This is a genomic window from Paraburkholderia caribensis, assembly GCF_002902945.1.
Taxonomy (GTDB): Bacteria; Pseudomonadota; Gammaproteobacteria; order Burkholderiales; family Burkholderiaceae; genus Paraburkholderia; species Paraburkholderia caribensis.
In genome coordinates, this window is sequence record NZ_CP026101.1 from 3,524,237 (window position 1) to 3,540,739 (window position 16,503).

The following is a 16,503-nucleotide window of genomic DNA, read 5'->3' on the forward strand; positions in this document are numbered from 1 at the left end:
CAAACGGTTGGGATGAGTTGAATTTCAGTTTCAGGCGATCGCCAGCGACGCACTATGCGACGCACGCGTCTCGCGGTTCAGTGCCGCCACGTCCACGATCAGCGCGACGCTGCCGTCGCCGAGAATGGTCGCGGCTGAAATGCCGTGTACCTTGCGGTAGTTCGTTTCGAGGTTCTTCACCACCACCTGCTGCTGGCCGACCAGTTCGTCGATCAGCATCGCGAAGCGCCGTCCTTCCGTCTGCATGATGGTGACGATGCCCTGCGTCGGATCGGTGCGCGCGTCCTCGACGGAGAACACTTCGTGCAGCGCGACGAGCGGCAGATATTCGCCTCGCACGCGCACGACGCGCTCGCCGTTGGCCACCGTGTAGATGTCGTCGGCTTGCGGCTGCAGCGACTCCATCACGAAGTTCAGCGGCAGAATGAAAATCTCGCTGCCTACCTTCACCGACATGCCGTCGAGAATCGCGAGCGTCAGCGGCAACACGATGCGCGTCGTGCTGCCCTTGCCCGCATGCGACGTGATTTCGACGTGACCACCCATCGACTGGATGTTCCGCTTCACCACGTCCATGCCGACGCCGCGCCCCGAGACGTCCGTCACCTGCTCCGCCGTCGAGAAGCCCGGCAGGAAGATCAGGTTCCAGACTTCGTCGTCCGTCATCGTGTCGCTGACGGTGATGCCCTGCTTGGCGGCCTTCGCGAGAATCTTGTCGCGGCGCAGACCGGCGCCGTCGTCGCTGACTTCGATCACGATGTTGCCGCCGTGATGCGCGGCCGACAGCACCAGCTGGCCCGTCGAATCCTTGCCCGCCGCCTTGCGCGCCTCGACCGTTTCGATGCCGTGGTCGAGACTGTTGCGCACGAGGTGAGTCAAAGGATCGATGATGCGCTCGATCAGGCTCTTGTCGAGTTCGGTCGCCTGACCGAAGGTGACGAGTTCAACCTGCTTGCCGAGCTTCGCTGCCAGATCGCGCACCAGACGCGGGAAGCGGCTGAAGACGTAATCCATCGGCATCATGCGGATCGACATGACTGCTTCCTGGAGATCGCGCGCATTGCGCTCCAGTTGCGCCATGCCGTTGAAGAGGCGGTCGTGCAGCGCCGGGTCGAAGGTGCTGGTGGTCTCGGCCAGCATGGCCTGCGTGATCACCAGTTCGCCGACCAGGTTGATCAGCTGGTCGACCTTCTCGACGCCCACGCGGATCGAACTGCCTTCGCCTGCGTTCGCAGCGGCCGCCGGACGCGCCTTGCGATCGCCTTCAGCGGATGCAGGCGCGGCCTTCGGCGCGGCAGGCGCAGTCGCAGCCGGCGCGGCTGCGGCGGCTGGTGTAACGATTGCGGGCTCGGCGGGAGCCGGCGTCGCTGGTGCTGCGGGTTGCGCGACCGGCTGCGCGGCGGCAGGCGCCGGCGCAGCAGCCACTGCCGGCTGCACGACAGCGGCCGGCGCCCCCGCGCCGCCGCTCGCCGTGCCCCCCGCATTGACCGGCTCGCTTTGCGCGGCTTCGGATGCTCCAGGCGCACCCTGTTCCGCGCCGCTCGCCGGCGCCGCGCCGCGGCCGATCACGATCTGACTTTCGTCGATCACGAAGCAGCACACGGCGACGATATCGTCGGACGACACATCGGATTCCAGCCACAGCGTGATATCGCTGCCCGTCTTCACCTGCCCGACGATACGACCCAGGTTGCCCAACTCTTCGGTGAGCAGTTCCTGGTCCTTTTCCCCAACGCCCCGTAGCGTAATTTTCAGATGGGGTCCTGCAGCCGCATCGGATGTAGCAGCGCCGGTCTCTGCCGGTTCGTTGTCTGCCCAAACGCCTGCGGCTTCTACTGCCTGTTCAGCCTGTTCGACCACATGCTCCGGCGCGTGCCCATCCGCGACGGCGGGCGCTGCTGCCGGTGCTGCGGCCGGAGCCGGTGCCGCTGCTGCGGGCGCGGCGCCGCTGCTTTCCTTATGGAGCTGTTCGAGCTTCGCGCAGATCGCGGCGGCGACGGCCGCATCCGGCTCGGCGCTCGCGCGATAGTCGGCGAGCTGGCCCGAGAGCACGTCCTTGGTTTCGAGGAACGTGTCGATCATGTCCTTGCGCAGCACGATCTCGTTGTTGCGCGCGCGGTCCAGCAGCGATTCGAGAATGTGCGTCGTCTCGGTCAGCGCCGTGAAGCCGAAGGTGGCCGCACCGCCCTTGATCGAGTGCGCCGCGCGAAAGATGGCGGCCAGATCCTCGGGATCGGGATGGCCGACGTCCAGGTTCAGGAGCAGCTGCTCCATCTGCGCGAGCAGCTCGTCCGCTTCGTCGAAGAACGTCTGGTAGAACTGAGTGATGTCGAGTGTCATGCGTGTGTCACCGCGAGAGTCCTGGCTGCTATGCCACTTCCAAATATCGGTTGCTGCCTGCTGGCTGCCGCGCTCAGGCGAGCGCCGCGACCAGTTCGGTCAGCATGTCGGGGTCCAGCGGTTTTTCGATCCATCCTGTGGCGCCCGCATCGCGCGCCGCTGCCTTGAAGGGCTCGCCGGATTCGGTCGTGAGGACCAGGATCGGCGTTTCGCGGTACGCGGGGTTGCCGCGCAGCGCGGCTATCAGATCGAGGCCCGTCCGGCCGGGCATGTGCTGGTCGGTCAGCACGAGGTCGAACGGCATCGCGAGCGCGTTTTCGAGCCCTTCGTCGCCGTCGGCCGCGAGCGTCACCTGATAGCCGGCACCCGTCAGCGTCGCGGCAAGGATTTGCCGCATCGCTGCCGAATCGTCGATTGCCAGAATGTGCCTGATCATTCAATCCTCACTGCGCTCACGTTGGATCAAGGTAGCGCCGCCATCGGCGCATCCGTTATCCCGCTATCTGTCATTGCGTCGCCGTTGCAGGCGCCGCGCTCTTGTCTGTCGCTTCAGCCGGTTTCGCCTCGCCCTGCGCGACGGCGCTGATTGGCTCCGCGTCCTTTTGCATCGCGTGCGGCGCTTTGGCGGGCGGCGACGGCGGTTGCGCGGCGGGCGGTGAAGCCGGCTGGATGATCTTTTGCAGCAGCGGCTTGTTCGCGCCCGCCGCATCGTTCGACAACGTGGTCGACGACGAGTCGTCCTGCATCAGCGCGTCTTCCGAGCGCTTGTTCAACACGATGATGCTGATGCGCCGGTTTTCCGGGTCGAGCGGATCGGCCTTGTTCAGGTTCTGCGTCGACGCGAGGCCCAGCACGCGTAGTACCTTGGCTTCGTCCATGCCGCCCGCGATCAGCTCGCGGCGCGACGCGTTCGCGCGGTCCGCCGACAATTCCCAGTTGCTGTAGCCCTTCTCGCCGCCGGCATACGGCACGGCGTCGGTGTGGCCCTGCACGACGATGCGGTTCGGCACGTCGTTCAGCGTGTTGCCGATCGCCTGCAGAATGTCGTGCATGTACGGCTGGACGATCGCCTGCGCGGTCGCGAACATCGGACGCTTCTGCGTGTCGACGATCTCGATGCGCAAGCCCTGCAGCGTCGAATCGATGCGGATCTGCTGCTTGAACTGGCGCAGCACCGGGTTCGCCTCGATCGCGGCCATCAGCTTGACCTGCAGGTCGTGCAGGCGAACCTGCTCGCGGCGCTCCACTGCACCCTGCAACTGCTGCAGCGCCTGGTCGTCGGCGCGTGCGGCCGTGTGCTCGGCACGATTGGTCGAACCGTCCGTCTGACGCGTGATGCCGTCCTTGTCGGTCGAAATGTCGCGCCCGCCGCCCGGAATCTGGCTCGAATCGACAGCGCTGCGGTCGCCGCCCCACAGCGTGATCTTCAGCGGCTGGTTGAAGTAATCGGCAATGCCCTTCAACTGCACCGTCGAGGCCGAGCTGAGCAGCCACATCAGCAGGAAGAACGCCATCATCGCCGTCATGAAGTCCGCATACGCGAGCTTCCACGCGCCGCCGTGATGGCCGCCTTTCTTCGGCGCTGCGCGCTTGACAACGATTGCGCGGTCTTTGTCCTTGCTCATCGCCCGCGTTCCTTATTTCGCCTTCACGCGGCGCACGTGTTCTTCAAGCTCGGCGAACGACGGGCGTTCGGTCGAGAAGAGCACCTTGCGGCCGAATTCGACAGCGATTGCGGGCGCGTAGCCGTTCAGGCTCGCGAGGATCGTTACCTTGATGCACTGGAACATCTTGGTCGACTCGGTGACGCGCTGTTCCGCGACGCTCGCGAGCGGGCCGATCAGACCGTACGACAGCAGAATGCCGAGGAACGTACCGACCAGCGCCTGCGCGATCATTTCGCCGAGCACGGCGGGCGGCTTGTCGGCGGAGGCCATCGTGTGCACCACACCCATCACGGCCGCGACGATACCGAATGCGGGCATCGCGTCGCCGACCTTCATCAGCGCGTGTGCGGGCGCTTCGCCTTCGGCGTGATGCGTTTCGATTTCTTCGTCCATCAGACTTTCGATCTCGAACGCATTCATGTTGCCGCCGACCATCAGGCGCAGATAGTCCGTCAGGAATTCGACAATGTGATGGTCCGCAAGAATCTTCGGGTACTGCGTGAAGATCGGGCTCTTCTGCGGATCGTCGATATCGGCTTCGAGCGTGAGCGTGCCCTCCTTGCGCGCCTTCGCCAGCAGGACGTAAAGGAGCGCCATCAGCTCCATGTAAACGTCCTTGTTGTACTTGGCGCCTTTGAACAGCGTCGGAATCACGCGCAACGTAGCCTTGATCGTCTTCATCCCGTTGCCGAGGATGAACGCACCGAGACCCGCGCCCGCGATCATCAGCACTTCGACGGGCTGCATAAGCGCGCCCAGGTGGCCGCCCTCCAGCGCATAGCCGCCGAAGACGGACAACAGCGTAACGAGTGTTCCCACGAAAATCAGCACTGCCGAGCCCTCTCGAAAAGCGACGGAGACCGTCGTTATTCAGGTTTACGGCAAGCAGTCGGAAAACTTTGGCGGAATGCGCGCCGGAGCGGGGCGGTGTTAACCAGAGTGCCGCCGTGCACCCGAAGAAGGCGACGCGACGGGCGCACCCGCCGCGCGTCAGGCGGCCGTGACGACGGCCTCAGGCAAGGCTGCAAGCGCATCCCCGAGTGGCGCGCCGAGGGCAGCCTGAGCTTCCTCGCAACGCGCGTCGGCGGCTTTCCGGGTCTTACCGGCGCGCGACGGCGGCGCGCACAGGCCGCATACGAAGCCGTGCTGCGGATCGTGCGCGTGTGCGACAAATTGTCCGCGGCAGCGCGTGCAGGTCGTCATCTGCAGCATGCCGGAGTCGAAGAAGCGCACCAGCGTCCACGCGCGCGTCAGGCTCAGCGCCGGTTCGTCGTGGTGCATGCGCGCGTGTTCGAGGTAGAGCCGGTATGACTTGACGATCGACTGGATCGTCACGCAGCCGCCCAGCCCCGACATGAAGCGGTAGATGTTGTAGAACAGCGACGAGTGAATGTTCGGCTGCCACGTCATGAACCAGTCGGTCGAAAACGGCAGCATGCCCTTGGGCGGCGATACGCCCTTCACTTCCTTGTACAGCTTGATGAGCCGGTCGCGCGACAGCGTCGTCTCCGCTTCGAGCAGCTGCAAGCGCGCGCCGAGTTCGATCAGTTCAATCGCCAGGGTGATTTCCCTGACTTCGAGCACCACGCTTTTCTGTGCCATCCGCCTGGCTTCCCGCGTCCGTTGTCGTTTTCCAGACCGCGAACCGGCCGGAAAAAACGATAAAAGCGCCGTCGCCGGCGCGCGTAGGGTGCGTCTGTCCCGGCGCCTGCGCGCCGGCCGTCGGCCAGTCTCAGCCGATCTGCTCGACGGGCTGGCCCGCCATCAGGATTGCGGAATGCGCCTGGGCGACGGCGGACGATTTGCCCTTGTCGGCCAGCGACGAGAGGATCTGGTGATCGTCGAAGCGGAAGCGGCACAACACCTGGTTCGATGCGGCCAGCTTGACAGTCTGTGCGAGCGACAGGTTGGCGAGCACGTCGGCGAGCTGCTCCGAGATGCCCATGCGGAACATGCCCATTGGCTTGTCTTCACGCAGCAGTCGCTGCGCGAGTAGCAGATAGGACAAGTTCACTTCCCTAATTTCATTGAGCATGTCACTTTGAGTGCTCATTGAATCCCCCGATTCGAAACTGGCTGGTCAGGCCTGGTAAAACGTTTGCTCGCTCGCGTTAAAAAAAACCACGAACGGCACGCTTATGGTCAGCATGGATTTTCCCGAAAGGGGCGGCGAACGAAAATCGGACAGTCACCCCAACTGATTGACGGATAAATCCAGGATTTCTGTAGGAGTTTTTCCTACAAATTTTTGTGACGGGGGATTTTGGAGGGCAGTGCCGGGCGGAAAGCGCCGACTGCTTACACGCGAGACCAAGCGTGAAAGGTTTGGGAAGCGGATTATGCGCCCATATTTGGGCGGAAACCAAGCGAATTTCGCAGCGATCCGTTCGGCACCGCACCATTTGATCTGACGAAATGACGGTGCAACATGCTGCGCCGATCGACCCGAAGTGCGGTGGATATTGCCTCGATGCCCATACCCGCGAGCTTTCCGGCACCATCCGCGCAGTTGTTACGCATCATGTTTCGCGCTGTAACAACGTTAAGCGTTTGAAAAATAACTCGAATTGCCGGCCGCGATCCCGATAATGAGACCTAGGGATAACCCCATTTGGGCATCCTGCCACGGGCGGCGGCACACCGCGCCCAACCGTCCGAAAGGCTTCCGCTTTTTTGCTACACGCAAGGCAGCGCGCGCGAAGCCCCTTTGCACAAGGAGATCCCGCATGCGAATCGCACAAATCGCACCGTTGTATGAAGCTGTCCCACCGAAACTCTATGGCGGCACAGAACGCGTCGTGTCGTATCTGACCGAAGCGCTGGTCGATCTGGGTCACGATGTGACGCTCTTTGCGAGCGGCGATTCGGTGACGTCCGCGAAACTCGAAGCGTCGTGGCCGCGCGCATTGCGCCTGGACCCGACCGTTCGCGACGCGCTCGCCCCGCATATGCTGCTGCTCGAAAAGGTGCGCAAGCTCGCGCACGAGTTCGACGTGCTGCACTTCCACCTCGACTACCTGCCGTTCCCGCTATTTTCGACGCTGGACACGCCGTTCGTGACGACGCTGCACGGCCGTCTGGACCTGCCCGAGCTGCAGCCGGTGTTCGATACGTTCACCGATGCGCCCGTAATCTCGATTTCGGATTCGCAGCGTCTGCCGCTGCAACAGGCTAACTGGCTGAACACGATCTATCACGGCCTGCCGGAGCAGCTGCTCACGCCGCAGACGGGCAAGAAGCCGGAATACCTCGCGTTCCTCGGCCGGATCTGCCCGGAAAAGCGCGTCGATACAGCCATCAAGATCGCTGCACAAAGCGGTCTGCCGCTGAAGATCGCCGCCAAGGTGGACAAGGCCGACCAGGAATACTTCAAGACGGAAATTGAGCCGCTGCTGTCGCAGGCGCACGTCGAGTTCATCGGTGAGATCAACGAGGCGCAAAAGCCGGAATTCCTGTCGGGGGCGAAGGCGTTGCTGTTCCCGATCGACTGGTCGGAGCCGTTCGGCCTGGTGATGATCGAGTCGATGGCTTGCGGCACGCCCGTGATCGCGTTCAACCGGGGTTCGGTGCCGGAGGTAATCGACCACGGCGTGACGGGCTTCATCTGCGAAGACGTGCAGGGCGCCGTGGCCGCGCTGCAACGCATCGACGAGCTGTCGCGCACGGAAATCCGCGCGCAGTTCGAGCGCCGTTTCAGCTCGAAGATCATGGCGCAAAACTATGTCGACAGCTATTCGGCGATGCTGGAAGCAACGCGCCGTCCGATGCTGCGCCGCGTGGCCGTGGGTTGAAGCTGGATTGCACAGGTCAACTCTGCCGATGCACCGACATATTGCGTAATTTGTTCACTTGAACGTTTGCGCTGTCATTCAAAGACAGCTACTGCGCCGCTCACACGAAAAAGCCGCCTCCCCAGGCGGCTTTTTCTTTTCCGGCGTTCGGAACCGGAACGGCAATGGAAGCGCTTTCTTCAATGCGCCGCAATGCGCTCTTTTAGCGAATGAAGCTATCCCCGCTTCAGACGCCTTACCGCGCATTAACAGAGTCTGAAAGGCGGCGCATATCGCCAGATCGCCTTCAGCCGGCTTTCGCCGTTTCGCCTAATTAGGCCTGGCCGATCAGAAAGCGCTCGCGGTTCTTGCCGGCAATCCACTTGGGCGGCTTTCCCCGGCCACTCCACGTGTTTCCGGACTTCGGATCCTGATACTTCGCGGGCAACGGCGCCTTTTTGGGCGGGCGTCCGCGGCGAGCCGCCTCCGCAAAACCGAGGTCATGCGCGTTAAGGCCGTATTCGGCGATTTTCTGGCGGATTTCGGCAATCACATTGCCTACTTCACTACGGCGTGCTTCGTCCGCTTCCTGCTGCAAGCGGGCAATCTGCGCCTTGAGATCTGCGTATTGTGACATTTGGGCTCCCCTCTTTTTCTAAAAGTGGTTAGCACGGAGATTAGCCCGTGCTAACGAAATTCGCAATGGCGGCTAATACCGCGTTATCAAAAGTTTTCGTCTGAGTATTTATAAAGCGGCACTGAATCGTTCAAACCGCTGGACTTTTATCGCGAAATAATTCCGCGTTCGTGAATGACAATTCTTGACAGTCCATTTGTGCAACGTTGCTTAAAATTTGCGCTCCCAAGTGCCGGGTAGCACATGCGCTCTCGTCCTTGAATTCCCGTACTTTCCCGTACTTATTAGGATTACACACGATGAACCTCTCCAGGCGCCTCGCGGCGGAGCTGTTCGGCACCTTCTGGCTCGTACTCGGAGGTTGCGGCAGCGCCGTCCTTGCAGCAAATTTCGCCGGTCCCGTGCATGGGCTCGGCATCGGCTTCGTGGGCGTTTCGCTCGCTTTCGGCCTGACCGTCCTGACCATGGCGTATGCGATCGGGCATATTTCCGGCTGTCACCTGAATCCGGCCGTGAGCGTGGGCCTGGCTGTCGCCGGGCGCTTCGCGGCGCGCGACCTCGTTCCGTACATCGTGGCGCAGGTGCTGGGCGCCGTGCTCGGCGCGTACGTGCTGTCCGTCATCGCCTCGGGCAATCCGGACTTCCATCTGGTCGCGAGCGGCTTCGCGAGCAACGGGTATGGCGACCGTTCGCCGGGCCACTTCGCGTTGCCGGCTGCGTTCGTCTGCGAAACGGTGATGACGGCCTTCTTCCTGTTCGTGATTCTCGGCGCAACGGATAAGCGCGCGCCGGCAGGCTTCGCGCCGATCGCGATTGGCCTCTGCCTCACGCTGATCCATCTGATCTCGATTCCCGTGACGAATACGTCGGTGAATCCGGCGCGATCGACGGGGCCCGCGCTGTTCGTCGGCGGCGCTGCCGTCGACCAGTTGTGGCTCTTCTGGGTCGCGCCGATTCTCGGCGCCGTGATTGCCGCGATCGTTTATCCCGCGGTGGCTGGTGATGCCCGGCATGTCGCGGACGCAGAACGCGTGCGCGTGACGGCCTGATTGCTGGCTATCCCGTCTGAATGAAAACGGGGCGCTTCGGCACCCCGTTTTCGTTTTAGCGAATCCCTTCCAGCATTAATAGATGGTTCAAATGTAAGGCTGGTTTACGGCGGGATTCATCGACATTGAAGAAGCGCCTTAGCTTCTTGAAAGGTCCGCTTCGCTCCGCTCCGCGCTATACGGGCAAATGCCGGGCACTCGCAAGGCGCTGTCTGGAAAGCATTGCGCGAACGCCGCAAGCCCGCGGATACGGCGGCATTGCATGCTTTCACTTCGTAACATCCTGTCGCAGTGCCGCTCGCTGGCGACGCGTAGATTGAACCTGTACGGCAAACACGCCGCATTCACAGGAGAATCACAATGAAGCGCATCGTCACTCACATGCTCGTTGCAGTTGGCCTCGCCGCTGGCGCATGCGGTGTCGCACAGGCGCACTCGAATCTGAGCATCGGCCTGTCGCTCGGGACGCCTGCCCCTGCCGACGTGGCGCCCGCGTACGTTGCGCCTGCGCCGCAGCCGGTGTACTACGGCAACCGGTATTGGGGAGACCGCCGCTACGACGGCTATCGGCATGACCGCGGCTGGGATCGCGGCCGCTGGAATCACGGCAACCGTTGGGATAACAGCAATGGCTACCGGGGAAACGACAACCACCGTGGCGGCTATCGTGACTAAGCAGTTGGCTTTGGCGGCGTAAATCGTCTTACGCTTACGCTGGCCGGCTTCAGGCTTCCGCCCTGTTTAGCAGGCTTCACTCCGGCATGGCGCGTTTCCAGACAGGGGCGCGCCATGTGCATTCGGCAGACGGAATCTACGCCGTCAATTCGTCGTCCAGTTCGAACAATTTGCGCAGGTGGTGCGCGACGCCCGCTTCAAAGTTATTGCCGATACGCGGCACATTTGGCAGACGTTTGATGAGATCGGGGTTCGCGTTATTCATCATGAACGGATGGCCCGCCGTTTCCAGCATGTCGATGTCGTTCATGTTGTCGCCGAACGCAACGCACTTTGCGGCCGGAACATCCAGACGATCGAGCACGAACTGCAATGCACGCCCCTTCGATACGTTCGCCGTCATCACCTCCAGACAGTCCGGCAACGAGTACGTGACGTAAAGCGCCTCGCCGAACCTGCGCTCGAGGTTGGCAGCGACCACGGCAAGATCTTTGGGATCGCCGATGTACAGCGCCTTCGCGATATCCGCGCCGTCGTGCTGCTGCAAATCGGTCACGTTGTAGGTGAAGCCCGAGTCCTGGTGATAACGCAGCAACTCGGGCGCATCGCGGTCGATCAGCCATTCCCGGTCGGCGAACAGATTGACGATCACGCGTCCATGCTCGCCCGCGATTTCCGGCTTCACCAGTTTCTGGACCACGTTCGCCTGAAGATCGTCGGCGAAGATCATTTCGTCGTCGGGCGAATGGACTCGCGCGCCGTTCGACGTGATCAGATATGGCCGGATGCCCAGCACATCGCGAATTCCCGCGACGTCGCTATAGTGGCGCCCCGTCGCGATCACGATGTGTATGCCCTGCGCTTCGAGCGCGCGCACCGTGCTGATCGTGAAGGGGTCCACCTGATGGTTGCTGTTAAGCAGCGTTCCATCGAGATCGCTGGCAATGACTTTGTACATGGGCGGGCGGCAGACGGCGTCGGAAAGCTCCATTTTATCGCCTCTCGGCGCGGCACCTTCCGTTTCCAGCCGCTCCCATGCGTTTAGCCCGTCATGCACCGCCGGGTTGCGCAGCCGCCCGCCGAGCCATCTGCAATGCGCCGTGCGCCGAATCCGAAAGCGGCGCGCGCAGACGCTCGCGATAGGGCGCGGGCACATAGTCGCTCAGCGGCTTGCCAAGGCCGCCGCACAGCGCGACAGGCAAGCTTCCGGTTGGGTCGAGCGCTGCAATCATCTTGCCGATCTCCTGGCCGGCTTCGCGCAGCAGCCGGGCGGCAAACGGGTGCTCGCGATGCGCGACGACGACGGGCGCGAGGCTCGCATAAGCCGTCTGGTTCGCGTCGCACAGCCATACCACCAGCCCGTCGCGATCGGTCGCGCCGACGTGCTCGATCAGTGCCTGCGAGAGTTCGTCGGCGGGAATGCGGCCGTCGAGCGCCTGCTGCGCGTACACGATGGCGCGCAGGCCGAACCAGGCGCCGCCGGCCTCGTCGGCAGACGGATAACCGTAGCCAGCGACCATCCGGCTTTGGCCGTCACGGTCCAGCACAGCCGCGACGCTGCCCGTTCCCAGCGCGACGATCACGCCCGGCTCGCCGCCGTGTGCGCCGAGCAAGGTCGAATAGGCGTCGCTTTCGATAGCGAGACCGGCGAGCGCAGGCGCCTTCGCGCGAAATGCCGCCAGCCAGTCGCGATTGTTGACGCCCGCGAGCCCGCAGCCGAACACGAAGCGCGTCCAGTCGGCGACGATACCGGCACGCTCGCACGCTTGCGCGCTCGCGGCGAGAATCGCGTTCCACGCGCGCTCGACGCCCAACGCAAGGCCGGACGGCCCCGCCGTGCCTTGCGCGAGTTCCTGCCCTTCGGCGTTCGCCAGCACGACGCGCGTGCCGGTGCCGCCACCGTCGACGCCGATCAGATAGAGGTCTTGATTCATCGATATGCTCGTTGATGTGTTACCGCATAGCGTGGCAGGTCTTTTCGCCCGCGACAATTAGCCGATCGGCCAGGTTGCGGCGGCAACCCGTTCCGCTATGCTGGCGTGGCCCGCCAGACGGGCGACCAACCAACCATGCAGGAGCCTGAACGTGGCGGAGCAGCGATGCAACTGGGCGACGACGAGCGAAGCGCTCGCACACTATCACGACACCGAATGGGGCGTCCCTTCGCGCAATGACCAGCATCTGTTCGAGATGCTGGTGCTCGAAGGTGCGCAGGCCGGGCTGTCGTGGTCGACGATTCTGAACAAGCGCGCCGGATACCGGCGTGCCTTCTCGAACTTCGACATCGACAAGGTCGCTCGCTACTCGCCGAAAAAAATCGACGCGCTCGTGCTCGACGAAGGCATCGTGCGCCATCGCGGCAAGATCGAGTCGACGGTCCTCAATGCCAAAGCGGTCAGGCAGATTCAGGCGGAGCATGGATCGTTAGCGGATTTTGTGTGGTCCTTCGTCGACGACACGCCGATCCAGAACGCCTGGACGAGCTACACGCATGCGCCCGCTTCGACAGATGTGTCGGACGCGCTCAGCAAAGCGCTCAAAGGCTATGGCTGCAAATTTGTGGGCACAACCATCTGCTATGCGTTCATGCAGGCAGTCGGTATGGTCAACGACCATCAGACCGATTGCGCCTGCTATTCGCGGTGCGCTCTGCTCGGGAAGAAAGGCCGCAAAAAGAGCGCGAAGTGACGGCGCGGCTTGTTCCAACGTGTTGTGCGTATGTGTCGCGCCGTTGCAACACATGGCATAATCGCGCCCGGCTTGAACGGGCGGAGTGTGCTGCATGGCGTCACCCGCAAACCCGCTTCCCGCAAGGCCTCGAACAGAGGTTGACGAGCGCGGCGCGGGCGGTCCGTGCCCGCATTGAGCGCTAGCCAACACAACGGCTGACCTTTACCGCATTGCGCTCGTTATAACTAATGCATGCGACGTCGTTCGACGCACCTCCGGACGGGGCTGGTCAGCCGGACGTCGGCGGCGTCGCTGGTGCAGGGTGTGCGCTTTGCATGCCGTGAATTGGGCGGTAAATGATGCCCTCGTCGCGGCTTCGGGCGTGAGCACATCACGGAATACTGTCGGCGATTGCACCAGAAACGAATGACCGCTGCGCAGTGCGCGGGGGGAGACCAACATGAAAAATCATAACTTCCTGACGCATCAGGAAATTTTCGACCGGGCAGTCGAGCATCTGTTCGGCCAGGGTCGCGCGGCGCTGCTGCCGCGCGGCGGCGGCGCCTACCGCGGCTATTGCGGCGGTTGCCCGGTCGGCAGCTTTATCCATCCGCGCGACTACATGACGGCGATGGAAGGCATTCCCGTGCGATACGTCGGCAAGACCGCTTCAGAAACGCCCATGTACATGGACGTCGGCGTGGCCGCGCTGAAGAAGGCGCTGTTGCGCTCGCGCCTGAATATCTACGATCCCGTCACCGTCGAATTGCTCAGTTGCCTGCAAAACGTGCACGACGTTTTCGGGACCTGGGAATGGCGCGACCGGTTACGCTCGATTGCCCGCCAATTCGTCCTTTCCGACGAACGCGTGAAATCAGCCGCCTGACATTCAGCGTAACGAGCGGCCTCAGCGCGCGAAGCTTCGCGCGCCCTATCCGGCAAGCGAACTAAAACCCACAAACGAAAAACGGCGGTGTGGCTTCTTTCGAAGCTCACACCGCCGTTGGCGTGCTTTCGCGTACCGGAGGAAGCGTGCTTAGTGCAGCTTCTTCGGCAGCATCTGGCTGCGCAGGCGCTTGTGCAGGCGCTTCACTGCAGCTGCCTTCTTGCGCTTACGTGCCGTCGTCGGCTTTTCGTACGCCTGGCGCTCACGCAGTTCTGCGATCAGGCCATTCTTTTCGATTGCGCGGCGGAAGCGGCGGATTGCCACTTCGAACGGCTCGTTTTCCTTCAGAAGAATCGTCGTCATGAAATTCCTAAAAACGCTTGATACGGTTAATGGCGTGGCGGTCAACCCACTCACGCGCCGGCCCTCCGGTCGTCTCAGACTGGCGAAGCACAACTGAAACGAGAGGCAATGCGGCCACGGAGGCCGGAAAAGAGAGGTGGGAGTTCACCGCGAAACGCGGGCAGCGCACGTTGCGGCGCCGCGCCTAGCTAGCGTTTCGCCACCAGCAACCCATGACGAAACGAGCAAAGATCTCAATTCACTCCCGATCATACCAGGAAATTCGCTTTCAGACCAGCATTTTAACGATTCTGCTCAGGCACTTGCATCGTTCAATATGCGCAAATCCGCGTCCGTGAGCGTCAAATGCACTGCCGCGACAAGACTTTCCAGCTGTTTGACGGACGTCGCGCTGGCGATCGGCGCGGTGATGCTGGGCCGCGCGATCAGCCATGCGAGCGCCACCGTGGCAGGCGTGCTGCCGTGCCGCTGCGCCACCTCGTCGAGGGCATGGAGAATCGTGAAGCCACGTTCGTTCAGATAGCCCTCGACCTTACGGCCGCGCGCGCTCTTCGACAGGTCGTCGCGCGAACGGTACTTGCCCGACAGAAAGCCGCTCGCGAGGCTGTAATAGCAGACGACGCCCAGCCGCGCAGCGAGCGCAACCGGCTCGAGGTCGGTTTCATAGGCCGCGCGGTCGTACAGGTTGTACTCCGGCTGGATCACCTGATATTGCGGCAAACCGTTGTCCCGCGAGATCTGCAGCGCTTCCTGCAAGCGCGCGCCGCCGTAGTTCGACGCGCCGATCACCCGCACCTTGCCCGCTTCGACCAGTTGCTGGTACGCGCCCAGCGTTTCCGCGAGCGGCGTTTCCTCGTCGTCGAGATGCGAGAAATACACGTCGATATAGTCCGTTTGCAGGCGCCGCAGCGAATCTTCGACAGCGGCGCGGATATTTCCCGCCGACAATCCCTTGCGGCTCCCCAGCATGCCGACCTTGGTCGACAGCACGATTTTGTCGCGCTTGCCCGACTTCGCGAACCACTTGCCGATGATCGCCTCCGATTCGCCGCCGTGGTTGTCCGGCACCCAGGCGGAATAGACGTCGGCCGTATCGATGAAATTGAGGCCGGCGTCGGCGAACGCGTCGAGGATGGAGAACGACGTCGCTTCGTCGGCCGTCCAGCCGAACACATTGCCGCCGAACATCAGCGGCGCGACCTGCAATTGCGACGTGCCGAGATTGCGTTTCTGCATGACATCTCCACGAGCAAGGAAGGCGGGCCAACAAGAATACGCCCTCCTGACATTCGTCACAGACGCGCCCTCGCGCCCCGCGCCACACCCATGCGCCCCCAAATTTCGCGAGATCGCCCCTAAAGTTTTCTTCTGACCACGCCGTCAACCAGGACAGGCGGCGACGCAATGCACACAGTAAGCGCGACGCCGAGCCAAAAACAGCCTCTCTCTGAGGCGTTTTAAAAACGAGGACGCAAAATGCTGAACATCAACACCAACATCGCTTCGCTGACCGCGCAGAACAACCTCTCGGGTTCGCAAAGCGCGCTGTCGCAGGCGATCAACCGCCTGTCGTCGGGCAAGCGTGTGAACACCGCTGCTGACGACGCGGCAGGTCTCGCGATCTCGACGTCGCAAACGGCTTCGATCAACGCACTGACGCAAGGTGCTGCAAACGCGAACAACGGCATTTCGATGGTGCAAACCACGAACGGCGCGCTGCAATCGATCGTCGACAACCTGCAACGTATCCGCCAGCTGGCAGTGGAAGCAGGCGACGGCTCGCTCGACTCGAACGCACTGGCTAACCTCCAGTCGGAAGTGTCGACCCGTCTGACGGAAATCACCCGCGTCGCGCAACAAACGACGTTCAACGGCCAATCGGTCCTGAACGGCATCGGCTCGGTCAACTTCCAGATCGGCGCATTCAACGGCCAGCAGATCACGGCGAACTTCGGTACGCAGAAGTGGGACTCGAACAGCCTCGGCGTGAGCGGCGTGTCGGTTTCGACGGCTTCGGGCGCTCAGGCAGCAATGAGCACGATCGACACCGTCCTGACGAGCGTCAACACCTTCCAGGCAACGCTGGGCGCAACGCAAAACACGTTCTCGGCAGCAATCTCGACGACGAACACGCAAGCAACGAACATGAGCGCAGCACGCTCGCAGATCACCGACGCAGACTTCGCAACGGAAACGGCGAACCTGTCGAAGGCTCAAGTTCTGCAGCAAGCTGGTATCTCGGTGCTCGCGCAAGCGAACTCGATGCCGCAACAGGTTCTGAAGCTCCTCCAGTAAGAGTGACGACTAGCGGCGCGCAGCACGGCGCCGCGCCCCGAAGCCGCGGCTCGCGCCCGGCTTCGGTACGCAACTGGATCGCATGGTTGGGAGGTTCGCCTCCCAACATGCATTTACAAGCCACGAACGAATAGCATCCTGTTTCGCCAAT

General features: G+C 62.5%; 17 protein-coding genes. 6 read left to right on the top strand and 11 right to left on the bottom strand.

The window, feature by feature from the left end; all coding sequences use genetic code 11:
• Window positions 1–30: 30 nt before the first annotated feature.
• The 6 genes from cheA to flhD all read right to left on the bottom strand — a co-directional run bounded on the left by cheA (window position 31) and on the right by flhD (window position 6,060).
• Window positions 31–2,340, bottom strand: a complete 2,310-nt coding sequence (gene cheA, locus C2L66_RS15730) for a chemotaxis protein CheA (RefSeq protein WP_060599539.1) — start codon at window positions 2,338–2,340, stop codon at window positions 31–33.
• A 73-nt stretch (window positions 2,341–2,413) separates the two neighbouring features.
• Window positions 2,414–2,776, bottom strand: a complete 363-nt coding sequence (locus C2L66_RS15735; protein ID WP_035987510.1) for a response regulator — start codon at window positions 2,774–2,776, stop codon at window positions 2,414–2,416.
• Window positions 2,777–2,846: 70 nt separating this feature from the next.
• Window positions 2,847–3,965 (bottom strand): flagellar motor protein MotB, encoded by a 1,119-nt coding sequence (gene motB, locus C2L66_RS15740; protein ID WP_060599538.1) that lies wholly within the window; start codon window positions 3,963–3,965, stop codon window positions 2,847–2,849.
• Window positions 3,966–3,977: 12 nt separating this feature from the next.
• Entirely contained in the window at window positions 3,978–4,838 is an 861-nt protein-coding gene (gene motA, locus C2L66_RS15745; RefSeq protein WP_007581537.1) for a flagellar motor stator protein MotA, read from the bottom strand.
• Between the two features lie 159 nt (window positions 4,839–4,997).
• Window positions 4,998–5,609 carry a flagellar transcriptional regulator FlhC gene (gene flhC / locus C2L66_RS15750; protein WP_060599537.1) on the bottom strand — a complete coding sequence of 204 codons (612 nt, stop codon included), beginning with the start codon at window positions 5,607–5,609 and terminating at the stop codon, window positions 4,998–5,000.
• 130 nt (window positions 5,610–5,739) lie between these two features.
• Window positions 5,740–6,060, bottom strand: coding sequence for a flagellar transcriptional regulator FlhD (gene flhD / locus C2L66_RS15755; protein WP_007581541.1), 321 nt, complete (start codon window positions 6,058–6,060; stop codon window positions 5,740–5,742).
• Window positions 6,061–6,733: 673 nt separating this feature from the next.
• Here flhD and C2L66_RS15760 point away from each other — a divergent pair.
• Entirely contained in the window at window positions 6,734–7,798 is a 1,065-nt protein-coding gene (locus C2L66_RS15760; RefSeq protein ID WP_054929274.1) for a glycosyltransferase family 4 protein, read from the top strand.
• A 313-nt stretch (window positions 7,799–8,111) separates the two neighbouring features.
• Here the strand turns inward: C2L66_RS15760 and C2L66_RS15765 are convergent, their stop codons facing one another.
• A complete protein-coding gene (locus tag C2L66_RS15765) occupies window positions 8,112–8,414 on the bottom strand; it encodes an H-NS histone family protein (RefSeq protein WP_007581545.1) in 303 nt (100 codons plus the stop codon).
• Between the two features lie 299 nt (window positions 8,415–8,713).
• Between C2L66_RS15765 and aqpZ the strand changes: the two genes are divergently transcribed.
• Both aqpZ and C2L66_RS15775 read left to right on the top strand, forming a co-directional pair.
• Window positions 8,714–9,463, top strand: coding sequence for an aquaporin Z (gene aqpZ, locus C2L66_RS15770; protein ID WP_060599536.1), 750 nt, complete (start codon window positions 8,714–8,716; stop codon window positions 9,461–9,463).
• A 360-nt stretch (window positions 9,464–9,823) separates the two neighbouring features.
• Entirely contained in the window at window positions 9,824–10,138 is a 315-nt protein-coding gene (locus tag C2L66_RS15775) for a PXPV repeat protein (RefSeq protein WP_060599535.1), read from the top strand.
• A gap of 136 nt (window positions 10,139–10,274) precedes the next feature.
• Here the strand turns inward: C2L66_RS15775 and C2L66_RS15780 are convergent, their stop codons facing one another.
• Window positions 10,275–11,096: a Cof-type HAD-IIB family hydrolase gene (locus C2L66_RS15780; RefSeq protein ID WP_060599534.1), complete on the bottom strand. Its 822-nt coding sequence runs from the start codon at window positions 11,094–11,096 to the stop codon at window positions 10,275–10,277.
• A 91-nt stretch (window positions 11,097–11,187) separates the two neighbouring features.
• Window positions 11,188–12,072: a glucosamine kinase nucleotide-binding domain-containing protein gene (locus C2L66_RS15785; RefSeq protein WP_060599533.1), complete on the bottom strand. Its 885-nt coding sequence runs from the start codon at window positions 12,070–12,072 to the stop codon at window positions 11,188–11,190.
• A 97-nt stretch (window positions 12,073–12,169) separates the two neighbouring features.
• Between C2L66_RS15785 and C2L66_RS15790 the strand changes: the two genes are divergently transcribed.
• Both C2L66_RS15790 and C2L66_RS15795 read left to right on the top strand, forming a co-directional pair.
• Window positions 12,170–12,826 carry a DNA-3-methyladenine glycosylase I gene (locus C2L66_RS15790; protein ID WP_176056852.1) on the top strand — a complete coding sequence of 219 codons (657 nt, stop codon included), beginning with the start codon at window positions 12,170–12,172 and terminating at the stop codon, window positions 12,824–12,826.
• A 442-nt stretch (window positions 12,827–13,268) separates the two neighbouring features.
• Window positions 13,269–13,694: a hypothetical protein gene (locus C2L66_RS15795; RefSeq protein ID WP_054929280.1), complete on the top strand. Its 426-nt coding sequence runs from the start codon at window positions 13,269–13,271 to the stop codon at window positions 13,692–13,694.
• 150 nt (window positions 13,695–13,844) lie between these two features.
• On the opposite strand, the gene rpsU is transcribed toward C2L66_RS15795, so the two are convergent.
• A complete protein-coding gene (rpsU, locus tag C2L66_RS15800; protein ID WP_007581560.1) occupies window positions 13,845–14,057 on the bottom strand; it encodes a 30S ribosomal protein S21 in 213 nt (70 codons plus the stop codon).
• 294 nt (window positions 14,058–14,351) lie between these two features.
• A complete protein-coding gene (locus C2L66_RS15805; RefSeq protein ID WP_060599532.1) occupies window positions 14,352–15,293 on the bottom strand; it encodes an aldo/keto reductase in 942 nt (313 codons plus the stop codon).
• A 240-nt stretch (window positions 15,294–15,533) separates the two neighbouring features.
• Between C2L66_RS15805 and C2L66_RS15810 the strand changes: the two genes are divergently transcribed.
• Window positions 15,534–16,352, top strand: a complete 819-nt coding sequence (locus tag C2L66_RS15810; protein WP_054929282.1) for a flagellin domain-containing protein — start codon at window positions 15,534–15,536, stop codon at window positions 16,350–16,352.
• Window positions 16,353–16,503: the final 151 nt, after the last annotated feature.

Coding starts and splice junctions, on each gene's coding strand:
- cheA (WP_060599539.1), bottom strand. CDS start 2,340: ATGACACTCGACATCACTCAGTTCTACCAGACGTTCTTCGACGAAGCG.
- C2L66_RS15735 (WP_035987510.1), bottom strand. CDS start 2,776: ATGATCAGGCACATTCTGGCAATCGACGATTCGGCAGCGATGCGGCAA.
- motB (WP_060599538.1), bottom strand. CDS start 3,965: ATGAGCAAGGACAAAGACCGCGCAATCGTTGTCAAGCGCGCAGCGCCG.
- flhC (WP_060599537.1), bottom strand. CDS start 5,609: ATGGCACAGAAAAGCGTGGTGCTCGAAGTCAGGGAAATCACCCTGGCG.
- flhD (WP_007581541.1), bottom strand. CDS start 6,060: ATGAGCACTCAAAGTGACATGCTCAATGAAATTAGGGAAGTGAACTTG.
- C2L66_RS15760 (WP_054929274.1), top strand. CDS start 6,734: ATGCGAATCGCACAAATCGCACCGTTGTATGAAGCTGTCCCACCGAAA.
- C2L66_RS15765 (WP_007581545.1), bottom strand. CDS start 8,414: ATGTCACAATACGCAGATCTCAAGGCGCAGATTGCCCGCTTGCAGCAG.
- aqpZ (WP_060599536.1), top strand. CDS start 8,714: ATGAACCTCTCCAGGCGCCTCGCGGCGGAGCTGTTCGGCACCTTCTGG.
- C2L66_RS15775 (WP_060599535.1), top strand. CDS start 9,824: ATGAAGCGCATCGTCACTCACATGCTCGTTGCAGTTGGCCTCGCCGCT.
- C2L66_RS15780 (WP_060599534.1), bottom strand. CDS start 11,096: ATGTACAAAGTCATTGCCAGCGATCTCGATGGAACGCTGCTTAACAGC.
- C2L66_RS15785 (WP_060599533.1), bottom strand. CDS start 12,072: ATGAATCAAGACCTCTATCTGATCGGCGTCGACGGTGGCGGCACCGGC.
- C2L66_RS15790 (WP_176056852.1), top strand. CDS start 12,170: ATGCTGGCGTGGCCCGCCAGACGGGCGACCAACCAACCATGCAGGAGC.
- C2L66_RS15795 (WP_054929280.1), top strand. CDS start 13,269: ATGAAAAATCATAACTTCCTGACGCATCAGGAAATTTTCGACCGGGCA.
- rpsU (WP_007581560.1), bottom strand. CDS start 14,057: ATGACGACGATTCTTCTGAAGGAAAACGAGCCGTTCGAAGTGGCAATC.
- C2L66_RS15805 (WP_060599532.1), bottom strand. CDS start 15,293: ATGCAGAAACGCAATCTCGGCACGTCGCAATTGCAGGTCGCGCCGCTG.
- C2L66_RS15810 (WP_054929282.1), top strand. CDS start 15,534: ATGCTGAACATCAACACCAACATCGCTTCGCTGACCGCGCAGAACAAC.